Source organism: Micromonospora sp. NPDC004704 (genome assembly GCF_053601675.1).
Genome location: NZ_JBSGCD010000012.1, coordinates 35359 through 53542, shown reverse-complemented (window position 1 = coordinate 53542; position 18184 = coordinate 35359). Strand labels below are relative to the sequence as shown.

The 18184-nt window shown below is 72.3% G+C and carries 17 protein-coding genes; 8 read left to right on the top strand and 9 right to left on the bottom strand.

Going from position 1 to position 18184, the window contains the following annotated elements:
• Window positions 1-39: 39 nt before the first annotated feature.
• Window positions 40-1437 carry a VTT domain-containing protein gene (locus ACWEFB_RS18435; RefSeq protein ID WP_326563232.1) on the bottom strand — a complete coding sequence of 466 codons (1398 nt, stop codon included), beginning with the start codon at window positions 1435-1437 and terminating at the stop codon, window positions 40-42.
• Window positions 1438-1568: 131 nt separating this feature from the next.
• Between ACWEFB_RS18435 and typA the strand changes: the two genes are divergently transcribed.
• The 4 genes from typA to ACWEFB_RS18415 all read left to right on the top strand — a co-directional run bounded on the left by typA (window position 1569) and on the right by ACWEFB_RS18415 (window position 6594).
• A complete protein-coding gene (gene typA, locus ACWEFB_RS18430) occupies window positions 1569-3437 on the top strand; it encodes a translational GTPase TypA (protein ID WP_326556909.1) in 1869 nt (622 codons plus the stop codon).
• Between the two features lie 52 nt (window positions 3438-3489).
• Complete coding sequence (locus tag ACWEFB_RS18425; RefSeq protein ID WP_452286906.1) at window positions 3490-4359, top strand: serine hydrolase; 870 nt, start codon at window positions 3490-3492, stop codon at window positions 4357-4359.
• A 27-nt stretch (window positions 4360-4386) separates the two neighbouring features.
• Window positions 4387-5460: a mandelate racemase/muconate lactonizing enzyme family protein gene (locus ACWEFB_RS18420; RefSeq protein ID WP_452286904.1), complete on the top strand. Its 1074-nt coding sequence runs from the start codon at window positions 4387-4389 to the stop codon at window positions 5458-5460.
• A gap of 192 nt (window positions 5461-5652) precedes the next feature.
• Entirely contained in the window at window positions 5653-6594 is a 942-nt protein-coding gene (locus ACWEFB_RS18415) for a C40 family peptidase (protein ID WP_452286902.1), read from the top strand.
• An 18-nt stretch (window positions 6595-6612) separates the two neighbouring features.
• On the opposite strand, the gene ACWEFB_RS18410 is transcribed toward ACWEFB_RS18415, so the two are convergent.
• Window positions 6613-7611, bottom strand: coding sequence for a TerC family protein (locus tag ACWEFB_RS18410; protein ID WP_452286900.1), 999 nt, complete (start codon window positions 7609-7611; stop codon window positions 6613-6615).
• 548 nt (window positions 7612-8159) lie between these two features.
• Here ACWEFB_RS18410 and ACWEFB_RS18405 point away from each other — a divergent pair.
• The 3 genes from ACWEFB_RS18405 to ACWEFB_RS18395 all read left to right on the top strand — a co-directional run bounded on the left by ACWEFB_RS18405 (window position 8160) and on the right by ACWEFB_RS18395 (window position 10163).
• A complete protein-coding gene (locus ACWEFB_RS18405; protein ID WP_452286898.1) occupies window positions 8160-8453 on the top strand; it encodes an antibiotic biosynthesis monooxygenase family protein in 294 nt (97 codons plus the stop codon).
• Between the two features lie 160 nt (window positions 8454-8613).
• On the top strand, window positions 8614-8934 hold the full coding sequence (locus tag ACWEFB_RS18400) for a hypothetical protein (RefSeq protein ID WP_326556903.1): 321 nt from the start codon (window positions 8614-8616) through the stop codon (window positions 8932-8934).
• Window positions 8934-10163 (top strand): DUF6745 domain-containing protein, encoded by a 1230-nt coding sequence (locus ACWEFB_RS18395; RefSeq protein ID WP_452286896.1) that lies wholly within the window; start codon window positions 8934-8936, stop codon window positions 10161-10163. Before ACWEFB_RS18400 ends, ACWEFB_RS18395 begins: the two co-directional genes overlap by 1 nt.
• Before the next feature lie 23 nt (window positions 10164-10186).
• On the opposite strand, the gene ACWEFB_RS18390 is transcribed toward ACWEFB_RS18395, so the two are convergent.
• The 7 genes from ACWEFB_RS18390 to ACWEFB_RS18360 form a co-directional block, all read right to left on the bottom strand.
• Window positions 10187-11077 carry an STM4011 family radical SAM protein gene (locus ACWEFB_RS18390; protein ID WP_452286894.1) on the bottom strand — a complete coding sequence of 297 codons (891 nt, stop codon included), beginning with the start codon at window positions 11075-11077 and terminating at the stop codon, window positions 10187-10189.
• Window positions 11074-12462 (bottom strand): STM4012 family radical SAM protein, encoded by a 1389-nt coding sequence (locus ACWEFB_RS18385; RefSeq protein WP_452286892.1) that lies wholly within the window; start codon window positions 12460-12462, stop codon window positions 11074-11076. Before ACWEFB_RS18385 ends, ACWEFB_RS18390 begins: the two co-directional genes overlap by 4 nt.
• A complete protein-coding gene (locus tag ACWEFB_RS18380; protein WP_452286890.1) occupies window positions 12459-13280 on the bottom strand; it encodes an STM4013/SEN3800 family hydrolase in 822 nt (273 codons plus the stop codon). The genes ACWEFB_RS18385 and ACWEFB_RS18380 overlap by 4 nt, the downstream gene beginning before the upstream one ends.
• The gene (locus tag ACWEFB_RS18375) at window positions 13277-14428 is read right to left on the bottom strand and encodes an STM4014 family protein (protein ID WP_452286888.1); all 1152 of its coding nucleotides are present in this window, start codon (window positions 14426-14428) and stop codon (window positions 13277-13279) included. Before ACWEFB_RS18375 ends, ACWEFB_RS18380 begins: the two co-directional genes overlap by 4 nt.
• On the bottom strand, window positions 14425-15375 hold the full coding sequence (locus ACWEFB_RS18370; protein ID WP_452286886.1) for an STM4015 family protein: 951 nt from the start codon (window positions 15373-15375) through the stop codon (window positions 14425-14427). Before ACWEFB_RS18370 ends, ACWEFB_RS18375 begins: the two co-directional genes overlap by 4 nt.
• A complete protein-coding gene (locus ACWEFB_RS18365; protein WP_452286884.1) occupies window positions 15372-16295 on the bottom strand; it encodes an STM4015 family protein in 924 nt (307 codons plus the stop codon). Before ACWEFB_RS18365 ends, ACWEFB_RS18370 begins: the two co-directional genes overlap by 4 nt.
• Window positions 16296-16448: 153 nt before the next feature.
• Window positions 16449-17342 (bottom strand): GNAT family N-acetyltransferase, encoded by an 894-nt coding sequence (locus tag ACWEFB_RS18360; RefSeq protein WP_452286882.1) that lies wholly within the window; start codon window positions 17340-17342, stop codon window positions 16449-16451.
• A gap of 187 nt (window positions 17343-17529) precedes the next feature.
• Between ACWEFB_RS18360 and ACWEFB_RS18355 the strand changes: the two genes are divergently transcribed.
• Window positions 17530-18168, top strand: coding sequence for an MBL fold metallo-hydrolase (locus ACWEFB_RS18355; protein WP_452286880.1), 639 nt, complete (start codon window positions 17530-17532; stop codon window positions 18166-18168).
• The last annotated feature ends 16 nt before the right edge of the window (window positions 18169-18184 follow it).

Sequence of the window (18184 nt, the reverse complement as noted above, 5' to 3'; positions counted from 1 at the left end):
ACCCCGACCGCGGCGAATCATCCACTCAACGGGCACGGATCACGACCCGATCGGTTGAGGCTCCGGTGGCGCGGCGCCGCGTACGGCCCGGTCCCGGGTAGCCCAGGCGACCATGAACACCGCCGTCCAGAGCACCCCGAGCAGGATCGACGTGACCGTCTCGCTGGCCGAACTCCAACCGACGTAGAGCCGCGCCGCCCCGACCATGAGCACCCCGACCGCCGCACCCGTCCAGGCGGCCACCGCGAACGGCCACCGGTTCTGCCGGGCCAGCAACCAGGCCAGCGTGCACAGGCTGGCGGTGACGATCGCGTTCTGGTTCGGGAACGCCGCCACCCCCGCACCCGCCTCCTCGGGCGTGCGCTGACCCGGTTGGGTCAGGTCCGCGACCAGGGCCAGCAGCACCAACGGCAGGGACGCCCCGACCGTGCCGACCACGCTGACCAGGTCGGCCTGCCACGGCCGGGACCGCCAACCGACCAGCACCGCGACCAGGGCCACCGCGATGATCAGGAACGACCCGCGGAACACGTTGAGTACGGTGATCGCCGCGTCGGCCGTACCGCTGGCACGCTGTTCGGCGAACCACTGGGCGATCGCGTGGTCCACCACGTACAGGCCGCTCTGGTGGACCACCACGTCGACCAGGTACGCCAGCCCCAGACCGATGGCGAACAGCAGCCCGAGCCCGGCGAGCAGGTTGATCAACAGGGTCCAGCCGGGACCGATGTGCATCGCGAGCAGGAAGAACAGCACCCCGTAGCGGCCGGCGAGCCAACGCACCGGCGGCAACGCGCGGGCCCGGCCCAGCAGCGCGCGTACCGGATCGGGGTTGCGGCCCAGCCACCGCCCACCCAGCACGATCACCAGCACCGCGACCAGCAGCACCAGGACCGCCCCGGTCGCCTTGCCGAGATAACTGGAGACCGTCTCGTACGACTCCCCGGCCAGGTAGCCGACCACCACCGAACCGCCGACCCAGCTCACCACCCCGGCCAGGTTCCACGGGGCGAACCGCCGGTACGGCATCCCGGCGTTGCCCGCGAGCCGGGGCACCAGCGTCCGCGCGTACGCGATCCACCGGGCCGCCAGGACCGCCCGCCCGCCGAGCCGGTCCAGCATCTCGTCGGCCTTCGCCCACCGGCGCGCACCGATCCGCTGCCCCCACTTGCTGGCCCGGATCCGCGGCCCGTGCCGACGGCCGCTGCGGAACGCCACCGAGTCCCCGACCAGCGCCGACGAGATCATCACGACCAGCGCGGTGCCGAGATCCAGCGTCCCGGTGTAGGCGAGGAACCCGACCAGCAGCAGGGTCGCCTCACTGGGCACCAACAGCCCCAGCACCAACAGCCCGGTCTCACCCCCGACCAGCGCCGCGGCCACCAGGTAGACAAGCAGCGGCGGCAACTGCTCAAGCAGCGTCACCACCGTATGCATATCCACCCCCGGACCACGCCGGCCAGCATGCCAGCCCGGAACAACCCCATGACAGCGGTTTGAGGGAGATCCCGACCACCCCAGGGGTGACCCCGACGCAACCGCGCCGGAGGAGGAGGGAGGATAGTGACATGCAGACCCGCGCCGACCTACGCAACGTCGCCATTATCGCTCACGTTGACCACGGCAAGACAACCCTGGTCGACGCCATGTTGCGGCAGTCCGGGGCGTTCAGCGCCCGGGCCGAGATGGCCGACCGGGTGATGGACTCGATGGACCTCGAGCGGGAAAAGGGCATCACCATTCTCGCCAAGAACACCGCCGTGCGCTACGTGCCGGCGGACGGCGGCGACCCCGTCGTGATCAACATCATCGACACCCCCGGCCACGCCGACTTCGGCGGCGAGGTCGAACGCGGTCTGACCATGGTCGACGGCGTGATCCTGCTGGTCGACGCGAGCGAAGGCCCGCTGCCGCAGACCCGGTTCGTGCTCCGCAAGGCCCTCAAGGCCCGGATGCCGATCATCCTCGTGATCAACAAGGTGGACCGGTCGGACGCCCGGATCAAGGAGGTGCTCGACGACACCTACGAGCTCTTCCTCGACCTGGACGCCGACGAGGAGCAGATTGACTTCCCGATCATCTACGCCTGCGCCCGCGACGGCATCGCCTCGCTGACCCAGCCCGCCGACGCCACCGTGCCCGGCGACAGCACCTCCCTGGAACCCCTGTTCCGCACCCTGCTGACCACCATCCCGCCGCCCTCGTACACCGAGGGCGCCCCGATGCAGGCGCACGTCACCAACCTCGACGCCTCGCCGTTCCTCGGCCGGCTCGCGCTGTGCCGGGTCCGCGAGGGCACCATCCGCAAGGGCGAGACGGTCGCCTGGTGCCGTACCGACGGCACCACCGAGCGGGTCCGGATCTCCGAGATGCTGATGACCGACGGACTGGAGCGCAAGCCCGCCGACTCCGCCGGGCCGGGCGACATCATCGCCGTCGCCGGCATCCCCAACATCATGATCGGCGAGACGCTCGCGAACCTGGAAGACCCCCGACCCCTGCCGCTGATCACCGTCGACGAGCCGGCCATCTCGATGACCATCGGCACCAACACCTCGCCGCTGGTCGGCCGGGTCAAGGGCGCCAAGGTCACCGCCCGGATGGTCAAGGACCGGCTGGACAAGGAACTGATCGGCAACGTCTCGCTGCGGGTCCTGCCGACCGAACGGCCGGACGCCTGGGAGGTGCAGGGCCGGGGTGAACTCGCGCTGGCCATCCTGGTCGAGCAGATGCGCCGCGAGCAGTACGAGCTGACCGTCGGCAAGCCGCAGGTCGTCACCAAGGAGATCGACGGCAAGACCTGCGAGCCGGTCGAGCGGCTCACCATCGACTCCCCGGAGGAGTACCTCGGGGCGATCACCCAACTCCTCGCCACCCGCAAGGGGCGGATGGAACAACTGGTCAACCACGGCACTGGCTGGATCCGGATGGAGTGGCTGGTCCCGGCCCGCGGCCTGATCGGCTTCCGGACCGAGTTCCTCACCGACACCCGGGGCACCGGCATCCTGCACCACGTCTTCGAGTCCTACGAGCCGTGGTTCGGCGAGCTGCGTACCCGCAACAACGGCTCCCTGGTCGCCGACCGGTCCGGCGTGGTCACCCCGTTCGCGATGATGAACCTGCAGGAACGCGGGACCCTGTTCGTCGAACCCACCAGCGAGGTCTACGAGGGCATGCTGGTCGGTGAGAACTCCCGCGCCGACGACATGGACGTCAACATCACCAAGGAAAAGAAGCTCACCAACATGCGCGCCTCCAGCAGCGACGAGACGGAGAAGCTGATCCCGCCGCGCAAGCTGACGCTGGAGCAGGCCCTCGAGTTCTGTCGCGAGGACGAGTGCGTCGAGGTGACCCCGGCGGCAATCCGGCTGCGCAAGGTCGTCCTCGACCAGAACGCCCGGGGCCGGGCCACGGCGCGCCGCAAGCACGCCGGCTGACCCAACCCGCACCGCACCACGGAAGATCCGCCGATCGGCTACGGTCGGCGGCATGACCTGGGACAGGCTCGACCGTGAGCTGGCCGACACGGCCGGCACGGTCTCGGTGTACGCGGGCCGGCTCGACGCCGCGCCCGCGTACACCCGGCTGCCGCACCACACCCACTTCGCGGCCAGCACGATGAAGGTCGCCGTACTCGGCGCCCTCTACCGGGCCGCCGACACCGGCGCCCTCGATCCCGACGCCCCGGTCCCGGTCGAGAACGGGTTCGACTCCGCCAAACCCGGCGCATCCCGCTTCCGGTGCAGCCCGAGCTACGACAACGACCCGGCCGTCTGGGCCCGGGTCGGCGGCCGGGCCCCGCTCCGCTGGCTGGCCGAACGCATGATCGTCCGATCCAGCAACCTGGCCACCAACCTCGTCCTCGGACACGTCGGCCTGCCCGCCGTCGCCGCCGTCTGGGCCCTGGCCGGCGCCCGGCACAGCCACACCGGGCGGGGCATCGAGGACTTCGCCGCCCGCGAAGCCGGCATCGACAACCCGGTCACCGCCGCCGACCTGGCCGCCCTACTCCGCACCATCGCCCTCGGCACCGAGGCGCCCGGCCCACTGGCCAGCACGGCGGCCTGCACCACGATGCTCCGGGTCCTGCTCGACCAGGAACACCGGGAGGACCTCGCCGCCGGACTACCGGACGGCACCCGGGTTGCACACAAGAACGGCTGGGTACGCGGCGTACGGCACGCCGCCGGGGTGGTCTTCCCCGACGACGCGCCCCCGTACACGGTGGTGGTCTGCACCAGCGACCACCCGGACGGTGGCGATCCGGACGCGGCGGCCCGGCGGCTGATCGCCCGGATCTCCGCGACGGTCTGGGCCACCCGCCGGGACCTCGCCCCGATGCCGACACCGCCAAACTGAAGATCGCCGGCCGATAGGGTGCCGGACATGGCCATCGCCTCGGTCCGCACCCACCGGCTCACCGCCCCGCTGCACACCCCGTTCGTCACCGCGCTGCGCCGGGCGACCACCGTCGAGACGCTGGTGGTGGAGATCGTCGACACCGACGGCCGGTCCGGCTTCGGCGAGGCACCACAGGTATGGCAGGTGACCGGCTCCTCGATCGCCGGCGCCGAGGCGTGCGTGTCCGAGCTGCTCGCCCCGCTTCTGGTCGGTCGGGACCCCGACGACCTGGTCGCCCGGTGCGCCGAGGTGCACCGGGCCGTCGCCGGCAACGAGGCCGCCCGCGCCGCCACCGACACCGCCCTGCACGACCTGGCCGCGCGCCGGCTCGGCGTACCCCTGGTCCGGCTGCTCGGCGGCACGACCCTGCGGGTGCCGACCGACGTCACCCTGGCCGCCGGCGAGGCCGGCGCCCTCTCCGCCGCCACCACCGGGCGGGTGACCGACGGCTTCACCGTCCTGAAAATCAAGGTGGGTACGGACGCCGCCGGCGACCTGGCCCGGGTCCGGGCCGTCCGGGCCGCCGCCGGACCCGACATCCGGATCCGGCTCGACGCCAACCAGGGCTGGACGCCGAGGGAGGCCGTCCGGATCATCCGGGGCGTCGAGGACGCCGGCCTGGACGTGGAGCTGGTCGAGCAACCGGTGTCCCGGTGGGACCTGGACGGGCTCGCGTGGGTCAGCGACCGGGTCACCGTGCCGATCCTCGCCGACGAGACGGTCTTCGGGCTGCGCGACCTGGTCGCGGTGATCCAGCGGCGGGCGGCCGACATGGTCAACGTGAAACTCGCCAAGTGCGGGGGCCTCGGCGCCGCCCGGGGGCTGCTCGAACTCGCCGCCGCACACGGGATGGGGACCATCGTCGGCTCGATGATGGAAAGCCAGATCGGGGTCGGCGCCGCCGCCAGCCTGGTCGCCGCGTACGGCACCACCGCCGTCTCCGACCTGGACGCCGCCTGGTGGCTCGCCTCCTCACCCGTGCAGGGCGGGATCCGGTACGAGAACGCCTGCGTACTCCTGCCCGACGCGCCCGGCCTCGGCGTCGACGGCGTGCGCTGACGCCCCCACTGGGCAAGACGACTTATTGCCGCTCGTTCGGCTCTTCCGTAGGGTCGGCCGGGAAGACCGGGAGAAGGGTCCCCGCTGATGGCGCAGGCTGGAGTAACAACGCAGGCCGCCAGGACATCGCGATCCGACACGGCATCGCAGGTCGGCGCGGCATCGCAGGTCGGCACGGCAGCACGGTCCGGGATGACGTTACGGGCCGGTCAGGAGGCGGTGGTCCGGGTGGCCGTCGCGACCCTCTGGGCCGGGCCAGAGGCGGTCCGGCCGGTGGACGAGCCGGCCCTCGCCCCGCGGACCACCGACATCCCCGCCTGGATCTCCGCGATGACCGCGGACCAGCAGGTCGGCGACTGCGTGCTCAGTCAGTTGCTGCTCGGCGAACGGGTGCTGATCGAGGAGATCCGGCCGGACGGGTGGGCCCGCCTGATCGCGACCGAACAACCCGCAGCCAAGCTCGACCCGCGCGGTTATCCCGGCTGGCTGCCGGTGGAACAGCTCTCCCCCGCCACCACCGGTCCGGCCGGGGTGGCACAGGTCGTGGTCGACGCCACGGTCACCGCGCTGTTCACCGCGCCGGACGGAAACCCGGTGCTGCCCGGCGTGATCCTCGGAACCCGGCTGACCCCGGCAGGTCCGGCCCGCCACGGGTGGAGCCCGGTGTACGCCCCCGGCCACCACGACCCGCTCTGGCTGCCGACCGACCATCTCGCCCCGGTCCCGAACCGCCCGCCGAACGCGGTTGAGGTGCTCGCGGTGGCGAACCGCCTGCTCGACGTCATCTACCTGTGGGGCGGGGTGTCCGCGTACGGGATCGACTGCTCCGGGCTGGTGCACCTGGCCTGGCGCCGGTTCGGCGTACGGCTACCGCGCGACGCCGACGACCAGGCGAACGCCACCACACCCCTGCCGCTGGGCGCCGAACGCCCCGGCGACCTCTACTTCTTCGCCCGCCCCGGCCGCAACATCCACCACATCGGCATCGTCACCGCCGAGCCGGGCTACGGCGACGACAACCGGCGCATGCTGCACGCCTCGTACACCCAGCGGCGGGTCCTCGAGGAGTCGCTCACCGAGGACCGGCGGGCCACCCTGGTCGGGGTGCACCGGGTCCGCACCTGCGCCGACTGACCCGGTTCGCGCGTCCGGTCAGCGACCCGCGGCGGCGAGCTCCTTGCGCCGGTCGCTGGCCGATTTGAGCAGGCTGGCCACGGTGGCGACGCCCAGCGTGCCGAGGATGACCACCAGCGAGAGCCAGATCGGTACGTGCGGCGCCCAACCGACGTGCTCCCCGCCGTTGATGAACGGCAGGTTGTTGTCGGCCAGTGCCTCCAGGACCAGCTTGACCCCGATGAAGCCGAGCACCACCGCGAGGCCGATGTTGAGGTAGACCAGCCGGTCGAGCAGCCCGCCGAGCAGGAAGTAGAGCTGGCGCAACCCCATCAGCGCGAACACGTTGGCGGTGAAGACCAGGTACGCGTTCTGGGTGATCCCGAAGATCGCCGGGATGGAGTCGAGGGCGAAGATCAGATCCGTGGTGCCGATCGCGATCATCACGACCAGCAGCGGGGTGAACATGCGCTTGCCGTTCTCCCGTACGGTCAGCCGGCCACCGGCGAAGTCCTTCGAGATCGGCAGCGCCCGTCGGCTCCACCGGATCAGCAGGTTCTCCTTGAAGTCCTCCTCCTCCGGCTCACCCTGCCGGAAGAAGTTGATCGCGGTGTAGACCAGGAACGCGCCGAAGATGTAGAAGACCCAGGAGAACTGGGAGATCAGCGCGGCACCGGCCGCGATGAAACCGCCGCGCATCACCAGCGCCAGGACGATGCCGATCAGCAGCACCTTCTGCTGGTACTCCCGGGGGACCGCGAAGCGGCCCATGATGATCACGAAGACGAAAAGGTTGTCGACCGAGAGGCTGTATTCGGTCAGCCAGCCGGTGTAGAACTCACCCGCCGTGGACAGATCCGTGGTCAGCCAGAGTCCGACCCCGAAGAGCAGGGCGAGCGCGACGTAGAAGCCGACCCAGAGACTGGACTCGCGGATACTCGGCTCGTGCGGTCGCCGCCCGATGATCAGGAGATCAACGGTCAGTACCGCGCCCAGCGCGACCAGCGTTACGACCCACACCCAGGTGGACACGTTCAAATCATTCCTCCGGCAGACACTCGGTACACCCGAAACGGCACACCCGTGGGGGCGTGCCGTGGCTGGTGGTGCCGAATGTGGTGACTGTCGGAGGTCTCTTCCGCCACCGGCGCCCGGAGCACCGCTCCGACTACCACTGACCGACGGGCCGGGTCGACCACCGGGAAAGCCGGAGGTAGACCGTGTTGACGACGCCGCCGCAGGGGAATACTCCCCTCCTTGCCGCCATCATCCCCCATCCCGGACCGTTCAGACACCTCGGACCGATGCGTTCTTCCCCACCCTCACCCCACACCCCCTAACCCATCCTAGGAGGCTAGGCGCCACCATCCACCCGTCCCACCCCGCGCCGCCCCCACCCGCCCTCCCCCGGCGATCTTGCAGTTGTGGCGGTTGACATACGCCAACAAGGCGCCCAAATCCAGGCACCACAACTGCAAGATCGACGGGTGGGGTGGGCGGGGAGGGCGGGAGGGCGGGCGGGTGGGCGGGTGGGAGGGGTAGGGGGTGGGAGGGGGTGATGGGTGGGGGCGTGGGAGGGTGGGGGGATGGTGCTTGAGGTTGCGCTGATCGAGGTTGTTCCGGGGCGCGAGGACGAGTTCGCGGCGGCGTACGCCGAGGGCCACAAGGTCCTCGCCAGCACGCCCGGCCTCCGGTCGGTACGGATGACCCGGGGTGTCGAGTCGCCCTCCCGGTTCGTGCTGCTGGTCGAGTGGGACTCGGTCGCGGCGCACGAGGAGAACTTCCGTGCCACCGAACGGTTCACCACCTGGCGCGGGCTCATCGGCCCGTTTTTCGCCGCGCCGCCGGTGGTCGAGCACTTCACCGACGTACCTGCCTGAACCAGGGCGTTCTCCGGCCTGAACCGAGAATGTTCGCCGGTCTGAGCCGGGGACCTTCCGCGGTCTGAACCGGGACCGGCCCGGGCCGGAAGCCGGGGTGTTCTGTCGTACCGCACCGCTAGCCTCTCGTCGTCCACAAGCGACCTGAGGGAGCCGACGCATGTACCGACAGGGCGACGTCCTCGTCCATCCGATCGACCCCGCCACGGTGCCGGCCGGGCTGGTTCCCGCCGGCCGGGACGCGCGGGGGCGGTTGGTGCTGGCCCGTGGTGAGGCGACCGGGCACGCCCACGTGGTCACCGGTGCGGGCGTCAGCCTATGGACCCTGCCGGACCAGACCGAGCCGACGATCCTGCTGATCGAGGGCTACGGCCGCCTCGGGCACGAGGAGCACGGTCCGATCCCACTGCCCTCGGGGGCCTACCGGGTGGTCCGTCAGCGGGAATACCTGCCCGGCACGTGGCGACCGGTGGCCGACTGATGACCACCACTCTGCTCGACGAGACCGCCGCCGCCCTGCTGGCCCGTGCCGCCGACGAGTGGCTGGCCCGGGGACTGGCCACCGGGCCGGCGGGCCGACCGGCCGCGGAGGCCGCCGTCCGGGAGGCGTACGCCGCCGCCGGCCTCGCCGCCCCCGAAACCGTGCTCTGGCTCGGGTCCCCGTACGCCGGGGCGCTCGCGGCGGCACTCCTGTCCGATTCCTCCTCCGGCACCGCCGGACCCGGCGGGTTCGGGGCCGCCGGGCCCGGCGGGCCCTCCCCCACGACCGTCGACCCCGTCGGGGATGCGCCGGCCGCTGTTGACACCCCGTTCGGCCGGGCGCTGGCGCAGGTGATGACCGACCTGCGGGCACAGGGATTCGAGCCATGCGCCGGTGCCGCCGGTCGCTCGGTCCGGGCCCGGGTGCGTACGGCCCCGTGGGCGGCGGCTCGTGCCGACGCGGTGACCCGGCTCGGGGCCACCGGCTGGGCGACGCACTGGGCGGCCGGCGGACAACGTACGTGGCACCTGCTCAACGACCGGGTGGTCACCCCGCTGCGCACCCGGCTCACCGACGAGCTGACCGACGGCGTGCCGGACGGGTTCGCCCGCCGGACCCGGGCGGCACTGCTCGACGTGGTGTTCGGCCAGCACGACGCGGCCTGGTTGAGCGCGTTCGACGACACCCCCGGCCTGACCGGGCTGGCCGGGGTCGCCGGGGCGGCCGGCTGGTGGTGGCCGTACGAGCGGGTGGTGATCCTGTCCGAGCGGCCGGTCCGGGTCGAGCGGGACAATCTCGGCCGGCTGCACCACGGCGACGGTCCGGCGCTGCTCTACCCGGACGGTTTCGGGCTGCACGTCTGGCGCGGGATGCCGATCCCGGCCGAGGTCGCCGAGGAACTCCCCCGACTCAGCGTCGAGCGGATCCGCGCGGAGTCCAACGCCGAGGTCCGGCGAGTGATGCTGGAGCACTTCGGCTACGACCGCTACCTGCGCGACAGCAACGCGAGGGCGATCCACCGGGACGAGTGCGGTGTGCTGTGGCGGATCGAGCTGCCGCAGGACGAGCCCTTGGTGATGGTCGAGGTGGTCAACTCGACCCCGGAGCCGGACGGCACCCGGCGCACCTACTGGCTGCGGGTGCCACCGCAGACGCGTACCGCTCGGGGTGGGGTGGCATGGACGTTCGGTCTGTCCGAGGAGGAGTACGCCCCGCTGGTACAGACCTGAGCGACAGCGCTCGCGTACGCGACTCAGCGCAGGGCGCCGGCCGGTACGCCCCACCGGGCACCGGCCTGCCCCGGTGCCGGAATCCGCTCCAGTACCCCGCCGGCGAACACCTCGTACAGCGGCAGGGTCTTCAGGTGGACGTAACCGATGTGGCAGTCGCAGGCCGCGTTCGGGCACGGGCGCGGGCCCAGCCCGGAGCGGTACGAGCCGTCGTAGAGGTTGCCCAACGGGGTGTCCACGAAGTGGCAGCGCCTGACCTCGCCGTCCCCGCGTACGGAGATGACGCTCTCGCCGGCCCGGCAGGCCGCACCCGCCGACGGGTGCGGCCGGACGCTGTAGCCGAACAGCGGGTCGATCGCCGTCCAGTCGGCCTCCTCCGCCCCGGTGTACTGCCACCCGTCGGCGGCGTTGACCCAGAGGTACACCTCGTCGGGCAGGGCCGCGCGCAGCGCCCGTGCCTCGTCCAGGTGGTCCGGGAGCCCGACCACCCCGACCGAGTAGCGCACGCCCAGCTCCCGTAGCCGCTCGCAGCGGCCCAGGAAGGTCTCCCGGCGTACCTGGTCGGGATGGTAGGTCGCCCAGAGCGCGGCCGTCCGCCGATCGGCGTCGGCCAGCCACTCCACCCGGCCGGCGAGGTTGGTCTGGATCGCGACCCGGTCCACGTGGTCCAGTTTGGACAGCTCCACCAGGGCGTCGCGGTACCAGGACCGGGTCAGGCCCTCGCCCCACGGGGTGAAGAGCACCGAGATCCGGTCGCCGTCCGGGTTTCGCCGCACCCAGTCGACGAACCGGCGCAGCGCCTCCCGGTCCGCGCGCAACTGCGCCGGGGTGTCCCGGCGCTTCGCGAACGGGCAGTACGCGCAGTCGTAGTTGCAGCTCGCGAGCGGTCCACGGTAGAGGATGGAGAGGTTCACCGCAGTGCGTACTCCGCCATCGCGGTGCGTACCGGGCCGGAGACCAGCCACGGGCCGATCGCGTCGGCCCGTTCCAGCCCGGCGTCGGTCAGCGCCAGGCGCTCGGCACGGCCCGGGTCGCCGCTGAGCCAGCCCCGGTCACTGAGCCGGGCGAGCTGGGGGAAGTCGTCACCGACCGCGGTGCCGAACCGCTCCCGGTACGCCGTCGGCGCGAACCCCTCGGCCCGGAGCAGCGACTTCACCAGCCACCGCCGCCGCTGCTCCACCCCGTCGAGCCGGAAACCCACCTCGGCCACCTCGAAGTCGCTGGCCGGACGGCGCAGGTAGTCGTCGATGATGGCCCGGACCTGGCCGATCCCGACCGCGTAGTCGAAGGAGTAGTGCAGGTCGGTGGTGTACGACCGGGCACCGCAACCGAGCCCCACCATCCCGTCGTCCTGGCAGCAGTAGTCGGGCCGGTCACCACCGGTGCCGTCGTCGGCGGACAGGTCGGCCCGGCGGAAGTGGCGCAGCGAGAGCTGCCGGTAGCCGGCCGCCCTGAGCGTGTCCCGTCCCTGCCGGAAGAGGTCGAGCCGCTGGTTGTCCCAGCCTTCGTCGCGGCTGCCGGGCGCACCGTCGAGCGGGGCGGCCCCGGTCGTGGTGCCGCGCCGGCCCAGCCCGGTCAGGGGACGCACGTAGAGCGGGTAGAGGAAGATCTCCTCCGGTCGCCAGTCCAGCGCGGCGGTCAGCGACTGCGCCCAGGTACGGGCCGTCTGCCCCGGTATCCCGTAGATGAGGTCGAGGTTCAGCTCCACCGTCCGGTGCCCCCGGATGGTGGCAAGGGCCCGCTCCACCTCCTCCCGCCGCTGGGGGCGGCCGGCGGCGTGCGCCTCGGTGTCCAGGAAGCTCTGTACCCCGATGCTGATCCGGGTGGTGCCCCGCTCGGCGAGCACGGCGATCCGGTCCGGGGTGGCGGTCGCCGGAGACGTCTCGACCGCCATCGGCACCGCACCGAGCCGGGCACCGAACCCGGCCAGTACGTCGAACATCTCGGTCAGCTCGGCCGCGGTCAGGTACGTCGGGGTGCCCCCGCCGATCGCCACCCTGGCGAAATCGGCGTCGGCGCCGAGCGCGTCGCGTACGCGGTCGGCCTGGCGGGCCAACTGGTCGAGGTAACCGCGCACCTGCTCGGCCGGGGGATTGGCGCGGGTGAACAGGTTGCAGAAGCCGCACCGCATCTCGCAGAACGGCAGGTGCAGGTAGAGGAAGAGGGCGTCGACGGGCTCACCGGCCCAGACGTCGCGCAGCGCCGGCCGGGGCCGCAGCGGGCGGTACGCGGTCTTGTGCGGGTACGCGTACAGGTAGCCCTGGTACGGCGACCCGTCGAGCCCGTCCACCTCGTTCACTCCCAGTCCCCCGGTTTGCCCCACGCGCCCGGCTCCAGCACGAACTGCCCGTACGGCACCGTCCACACCACCTCGTGACCGAGCCGGTGTCCACTGTGGCCGTCCTCGCCGTACGCGGTGCCGTGGTCGGCGCAGAGCACCACCAGGCAGTTCCGGTCACGGGAGCTGGCCAGGGCGAAGAGCCGGCCGATGTGCCGGTCGACGTACTCCAGGGCGGCGGCGTGACTGTCCCGGTTGTCGCGTTCGGCGCCGGGCAGGTAGTGCCGGTTCGGCTGGTGCATCGCGGCCACGTTGACGAACAGGAACAGCGGCTGCTCGTCCGGGACGGTCGGTACGACGGTCGCGATCCGGTCGAGCTGCGCCTCGAAGCAACCCGGTGCGGCGACCCCGAACTCGGGTTCCCAGTGCGACTCGGCGAAGAGTCCCGGCAGGACCGCGCCGAGCGGTGGCTTGCGGTTGAAGAAGCCGACCCCGCCGACGCAGACGGTGTGGTAGCCGGCGGCGCCGAGCCCGGTCACCACGTCCGGGGCGTCGAAGACCCAGGTCTCGTCCCCGGTGCTCTCGCTGCCCGGGAAGGCCGCCGCGAACAGCCGGGGGTGCGGTCCCGGTGTGGTCGGGGTGGGCAGGAAACCGGCGAAGAACGCCTGGTGTGCGGCGTAGGTGAAGCTGGCCGGGCTGTGCCGACGTTCCCATCCGCCGGGCAGCGCACGGGCCAGGTTCGGGGTCCGGCCGGTCTCGGCGAGTTCGGCGGCCACGTCGTAGCGCAGCGTGTCCAGGGTGACGAACAGCAGGTCGTGGCTGCCGATCAAGTCCCTCATCCGACCCACCCCCTCCGGCCGGCGGCCATCGCCACCGCCCGCTCCGGCGTCCGATCGCGCCCGGTCCACCGGTCGAACCGGCCGCTGTGCAGCGCGTGCAGTTGGGCGGCGTAACCGTCCCTGCCCGCGTGGTCGACCAGGTTGGGCAGGAGGTCGCCGAACGCGTTCACCTCGGCCACCATATGCCGCCGCCAGTCGGTGCCGATCATCAGGTCGACCCCGGCGTGCAGGCTGCGGGGAAAGCAGGCGGCGGCGCGTACGCAGGTGTCCAGCGCGGCCGCGTACGCCGGTTCTCCCATCGCCGCGCGGACCTCGGCCAGGTCGCCGCGGTTGTTGCCCAGGTGCAGGTTGGTCAGTGGCCCTCGGCTGGACCGGACCACCACGTGTCCCGGCTCCCCGGCGACCACCAGGACCCGCAGGTCGACCGTCCGCCCGCCCAGCCCGGCCTTGGGAAACCACCGCTCGACGTGCAGCCCGTCCGGTGCGAGCCGGTCGACGATCGCGGCCACCTCCCGTTCGGTGCGGTAGCGGCGCACCCGCAGCGAGTTGAACAGCCGACCGTCGGCGGCGAGTTCCACCGAGGTGGTCGCCTGCACCCGCCCCGACGCGGTCTCCAGGGCCAGTACGCCGGACGCGGACGACCCGTGCGCGGGCTTGACGAACACCCGGGCCCACCCGGCGGTACGCATCGTCGCGCGCAGGTCGCCGTAGTCGGCGGGTGCGGCCGGCAGTGCGGCCGGTACCGGTATCCCGGCCCCGGTCAGCCGGGCGTGGCCGGCGCGTTTGTCGAACATGACGGCGATGTCGCCGGGATCGTTGAGCAGGGTCGCCCCGGCGTCCCGTGCGGCGGTGGCGAGCCGGTCCAGCCCGGCGCGCAGCCCCGCGTACCAGGCGGCGGCGTCGACGATCTCACCGTGTGCGGCGGGTGTGTCTGCGCCCCGCAGGAGTCGGTCGACCTCCGGGTCCTCGCCGGGCGAGTCGACCCGGACCACCGCCCGGTCGGGCAGCCGGACCGGGCCCCGGGCCAACTCCCGCCACGGCAGCGTCCGCACCGGACCGGGCCAGGCGGGTACGGCGGTGGCCCTGAACATCCCGACCCGCCGGTTGTCCGGGTTGCCGACGACCACCAGCGGTACGCCGGTGGTCATTCCGCCACGGCCACGTAGTACTCGTCCTCGTCGTCGGCGTCGTTGCCCTCGGTCAGGTCGACGTCCACTCCGGGCAGTTCGGCGACCAGCCGGGCGGCCAGGTCGTCGGTGACGAAGTGGTGGTTGAGGTTGAGCCGGCGCAGGTGGGTCAGCGGCTGCCCGGCGAGCAGCGCCGCCGCGCCCCGGTCGCCGAGCATGCCCAGCGACAGGTCCAGGGTGTGCAGGCGGGCCACCACCGGCGCACCGGCGAGCGTCGCCGCGACCTGGTCGGCGATCTCGGCGTCCCGCAGGCCGAGGTAGGTCAGCGCGGGCAGCCTGGTCCCGGCCAGGATCGGGGCCAGGTCCTCCACGGTGGCGTCACCGCCGTAGTTGTCGGTGCCGAGCCACAGTTCCAGGTGGGTCAGTGCGGGCAGGTCACACTCGCCGACCGCGCGGACGAGTTCGGCGGGGAGCCCACCGGACTCGAACGCCAGCTCCCGCAGCGACTCGTGGCGTACCGGGCGGAGCCGGAGCAGGCAGTCGTGGGTTCCGGAGCCCCGGACCCGCAACACCTCCAGCGCCGGGTATGCCTCCAGGACCGGCGTCAGGTCACCCTGGCGAATCCAGGAGATCTCGCACTCCTCGCTGACCATGTCGCCGAGGAACAGTGCCCGCAGCCCGGTCAGCCGGTCGGCCGCGGCGCAGAGCTGGGCGTAGGGCGGGTCGTTGAACGCGGCGTACCCCCACGCGCCGAGGACCAGCGCGGTGACCGACTTCGGGTCGACCGCGTCGAGGAACTCCTCGAACCGCTGTTGGAAGGCCGGCGAGGGGATCTCCTCCCAGTTCTCGTCGTCCTCGAATGCCTCGATCCGCCAGGCGACCGCCGAGGGGTCCGGGGGCAGCGGCGCGTCCGGGTCGAACTCGTGCACCGGGAGGCCGCCGAACTCGGTCAGATGCCCCCCGATCATTCGGCCACGTCCACGTACCGGTCGCCGTCGCTGTCGGCCTCCTGGACGTCGGTGAGGTCGACCTCGACCCCGGGCAGTTCCTCGACCAGCCGGGCGGCCAGTTCCGGGCTGATGAAGTGGTGGTGCAGGTCGAGCCGGCGCAGGTGGGTCAACGGCTGCCCGGCCAGCAGCGCCGCGGCACCGGTGTCGGAGAGGATGCCCAGCGACAGGTCGAGGGTGTGCAGGCGGGCCACCACCGGCGCACCGGCCAGCGCCGCCGCCACCGGGTCGGCGATCTCGGCGTCCCGCAGGCCGAGGTAGGTCAGCGCGGGCAGCCTGGTCCCGGCCAGGATCGGGGCCAGGTCCTCCACGGTGGCGTCACCGCCGTAGTTGTCGGTGCCGAGCCACAGCTCCAGGTGGGTCAATCCGGGCAGGTCACACTCACCGACCGCCCGGACCACCGCGGCGGGCAGGCCACCGGACTCGAACGCCAGCTCCCGCAGGGCCTCGTGCCGGGTCGCCGTGATCACGAGGCCGTCCGCGCCGCGCACCCGCAGGGTTTCCAACTCCGGGTACGCGACCAGCAGCGGAGTCACGTCCGCCTGCTGGATCCAGGAGATCTCGCACTCCTCGAAGGTCATCTCGCCGAGGAAGAGCGCCCGCAGCCCGGTCAACCGGTCGGCGAGTCCCACCAGCAGCTCAACCGGGGCCTTCTCCTCGTACGCGGAACCCCACTGGCCGATGATCAACGCCTGGACCGAGGCTGGCTCGACCTTGCCGAGGAACTGCTCGACCAGGCCGGCGAAGTCCCCGGCGGACGTGTCGTAGTCGGCGGTGAGCCGCCAGGCCACCGCACCGGGATCGGACGGCAGGGCCTCCGACGGATCGAAGACAACAACCGGCCGGCCGGCGAATTCGGTGAGGTGGGTGTTGATGGTCATCGACGAGGTCTCCCAGGCGCTGGGGGTGCGGGCGGGCGACACCATAGCAAGCCGGAACGACATCGTCGCCCATCCACACCGCGCCGAGGCAGCGCCCTCGTCGTCGGATTCGGATGGGCGGGCGGCCCCTTCCCGACGCCGGACGCGGCGGGGCTATCCGGCCGGTTCGAAGCGGGCGCGGCGGCCCAGGTCGGTGAAGCCGAGGCGTCGGTACAGGTGCGCGGCGGGATTGTCCACGTTGACGTCGAGCAGCACCTCGACCGATCCGGCGGCCCGCATCCGGGTGAGCGCCTCGACCACCAGTGCCGCCCCCAGCCCCCGGCCCCGCGCCTGCGGGCGTACGCCCACCTGCACGATCCACCCCACGGCGGCGCTGACGAACCCCAGGTCGGCACCGGTCTCGTCGGTGGCGAGCAGGGTCCACTCCGGCCGGAAGTCCTCGTCGTCGGTGGTCCACTCCACCCACTGCCCGACCGACCAGCCGGGGTAACCGGGGCGCTCGGCGAACGCGGCGTGGTAGACGGCGAAGAACCGCTCGGCCAGTTCCGCCGACCACGGCCGTACGCCCAGCCCGGCCGGCAGGTCGATCCGGGGCGGTTCGGCGGCGGCGAGGTCGAACCGGAGGACGTCCTCGGCGAACGTCTGGCGCAGGCCACGGGCGGCGAACAGGGCCGACGCCCGGTCGGTGAGCGACTCGGTTTCCAGGGTGATCCGGTCCGCGCCGACCAGCGCCGGGTCGAGCACCCAGTCGAGCAGGGCACCGCCCAGCCCCCGCCCCCGGTGGGCCGGGTCGACCAGGCCGGTGGCGACGGCTCGGCGTACCCCGTTGGTGTCCTGGGGTCGGATCGCGCCGGCGGCGACGACCATGCCCGTCGCGTCGACCGCGCCCCGGGCCACACCTGCGTCGGCGGCGAAGCGACGGGCCAGGAACGACGGGTCGGCCACCAGCGGGAGTCCCCCGTCGTGGGCCAGGCAGCGCCGGGCCAGGGCGGCGACCGCCGGGAGGTCGTCGGGGGTCAGCGCCCGCCAGCTCGGTTCGGTGTCCACGATCGGGCAGCCTAGGCCGGCAGGGCCGCGACGCCCACCGATTTCCGCCGCCGCCGCACGCCCCCTCGGTACGGTGTCCGCAGGGTCCGGCACCCCGTCCGGGTCCGTCCCGGTCCGGGGCGACGCCGCGCACCGGTACGCGACCTGGCGGAAACGCCACGGCAGATCACGTCGGCGGAGGAGAACCATGCGACTGACGAAGTTGGGGCACGCCTGTGTCCGGTTGGAGCAGGACGGGACCACCCTGGTGCTCGATCCGGGGGCGTTCAGCGATCCGGGCGCCCTGGCCGGCGCGGACGCCGTACTGATCACGCACGAGCACCCGGACCACTTCGTCGAGGACAAGATTCGGGCGGCGGTGCAGGCCGAACCGCAGCTCCGGGTGTTCGCCAACCGTTCGGTGGGCGGGAAGCTCGACGGGCTCGGCGACCGGCTCCGGGTGGTCGGCGAGGGCGACACCTTCTCGGTCAACGGCGTCGAGATCGCCGTGTACGGCGAACTGCACGCGGTGATCCACCCGGACATCCCCCGGCTGACCAACATCGGATACCTCGTCGACGGCCAGCTCTTCCACCCCGGCGACGCGCTGACCGTACCGGACCGGCCGATCAGCACCCTGATGCTGCCGGCGCACGCCCCGTGGTCGAAGACCGCCGAGCTGATCGACTACGTACGCGAGGTGCAACCGGGTCGGGTCGTCCCGGTGCACGACGCCGGCTTGAGCGACATCGGCCGCGGCATGGTCCAGATGCTGGTCGGCGGGGGTGGCCCGAAGACCGACGTGTCGTACCAGCCGGTGCCCGACGGGGAGACCGTGGACGTCTGAACCGGTCTCCCCCGCC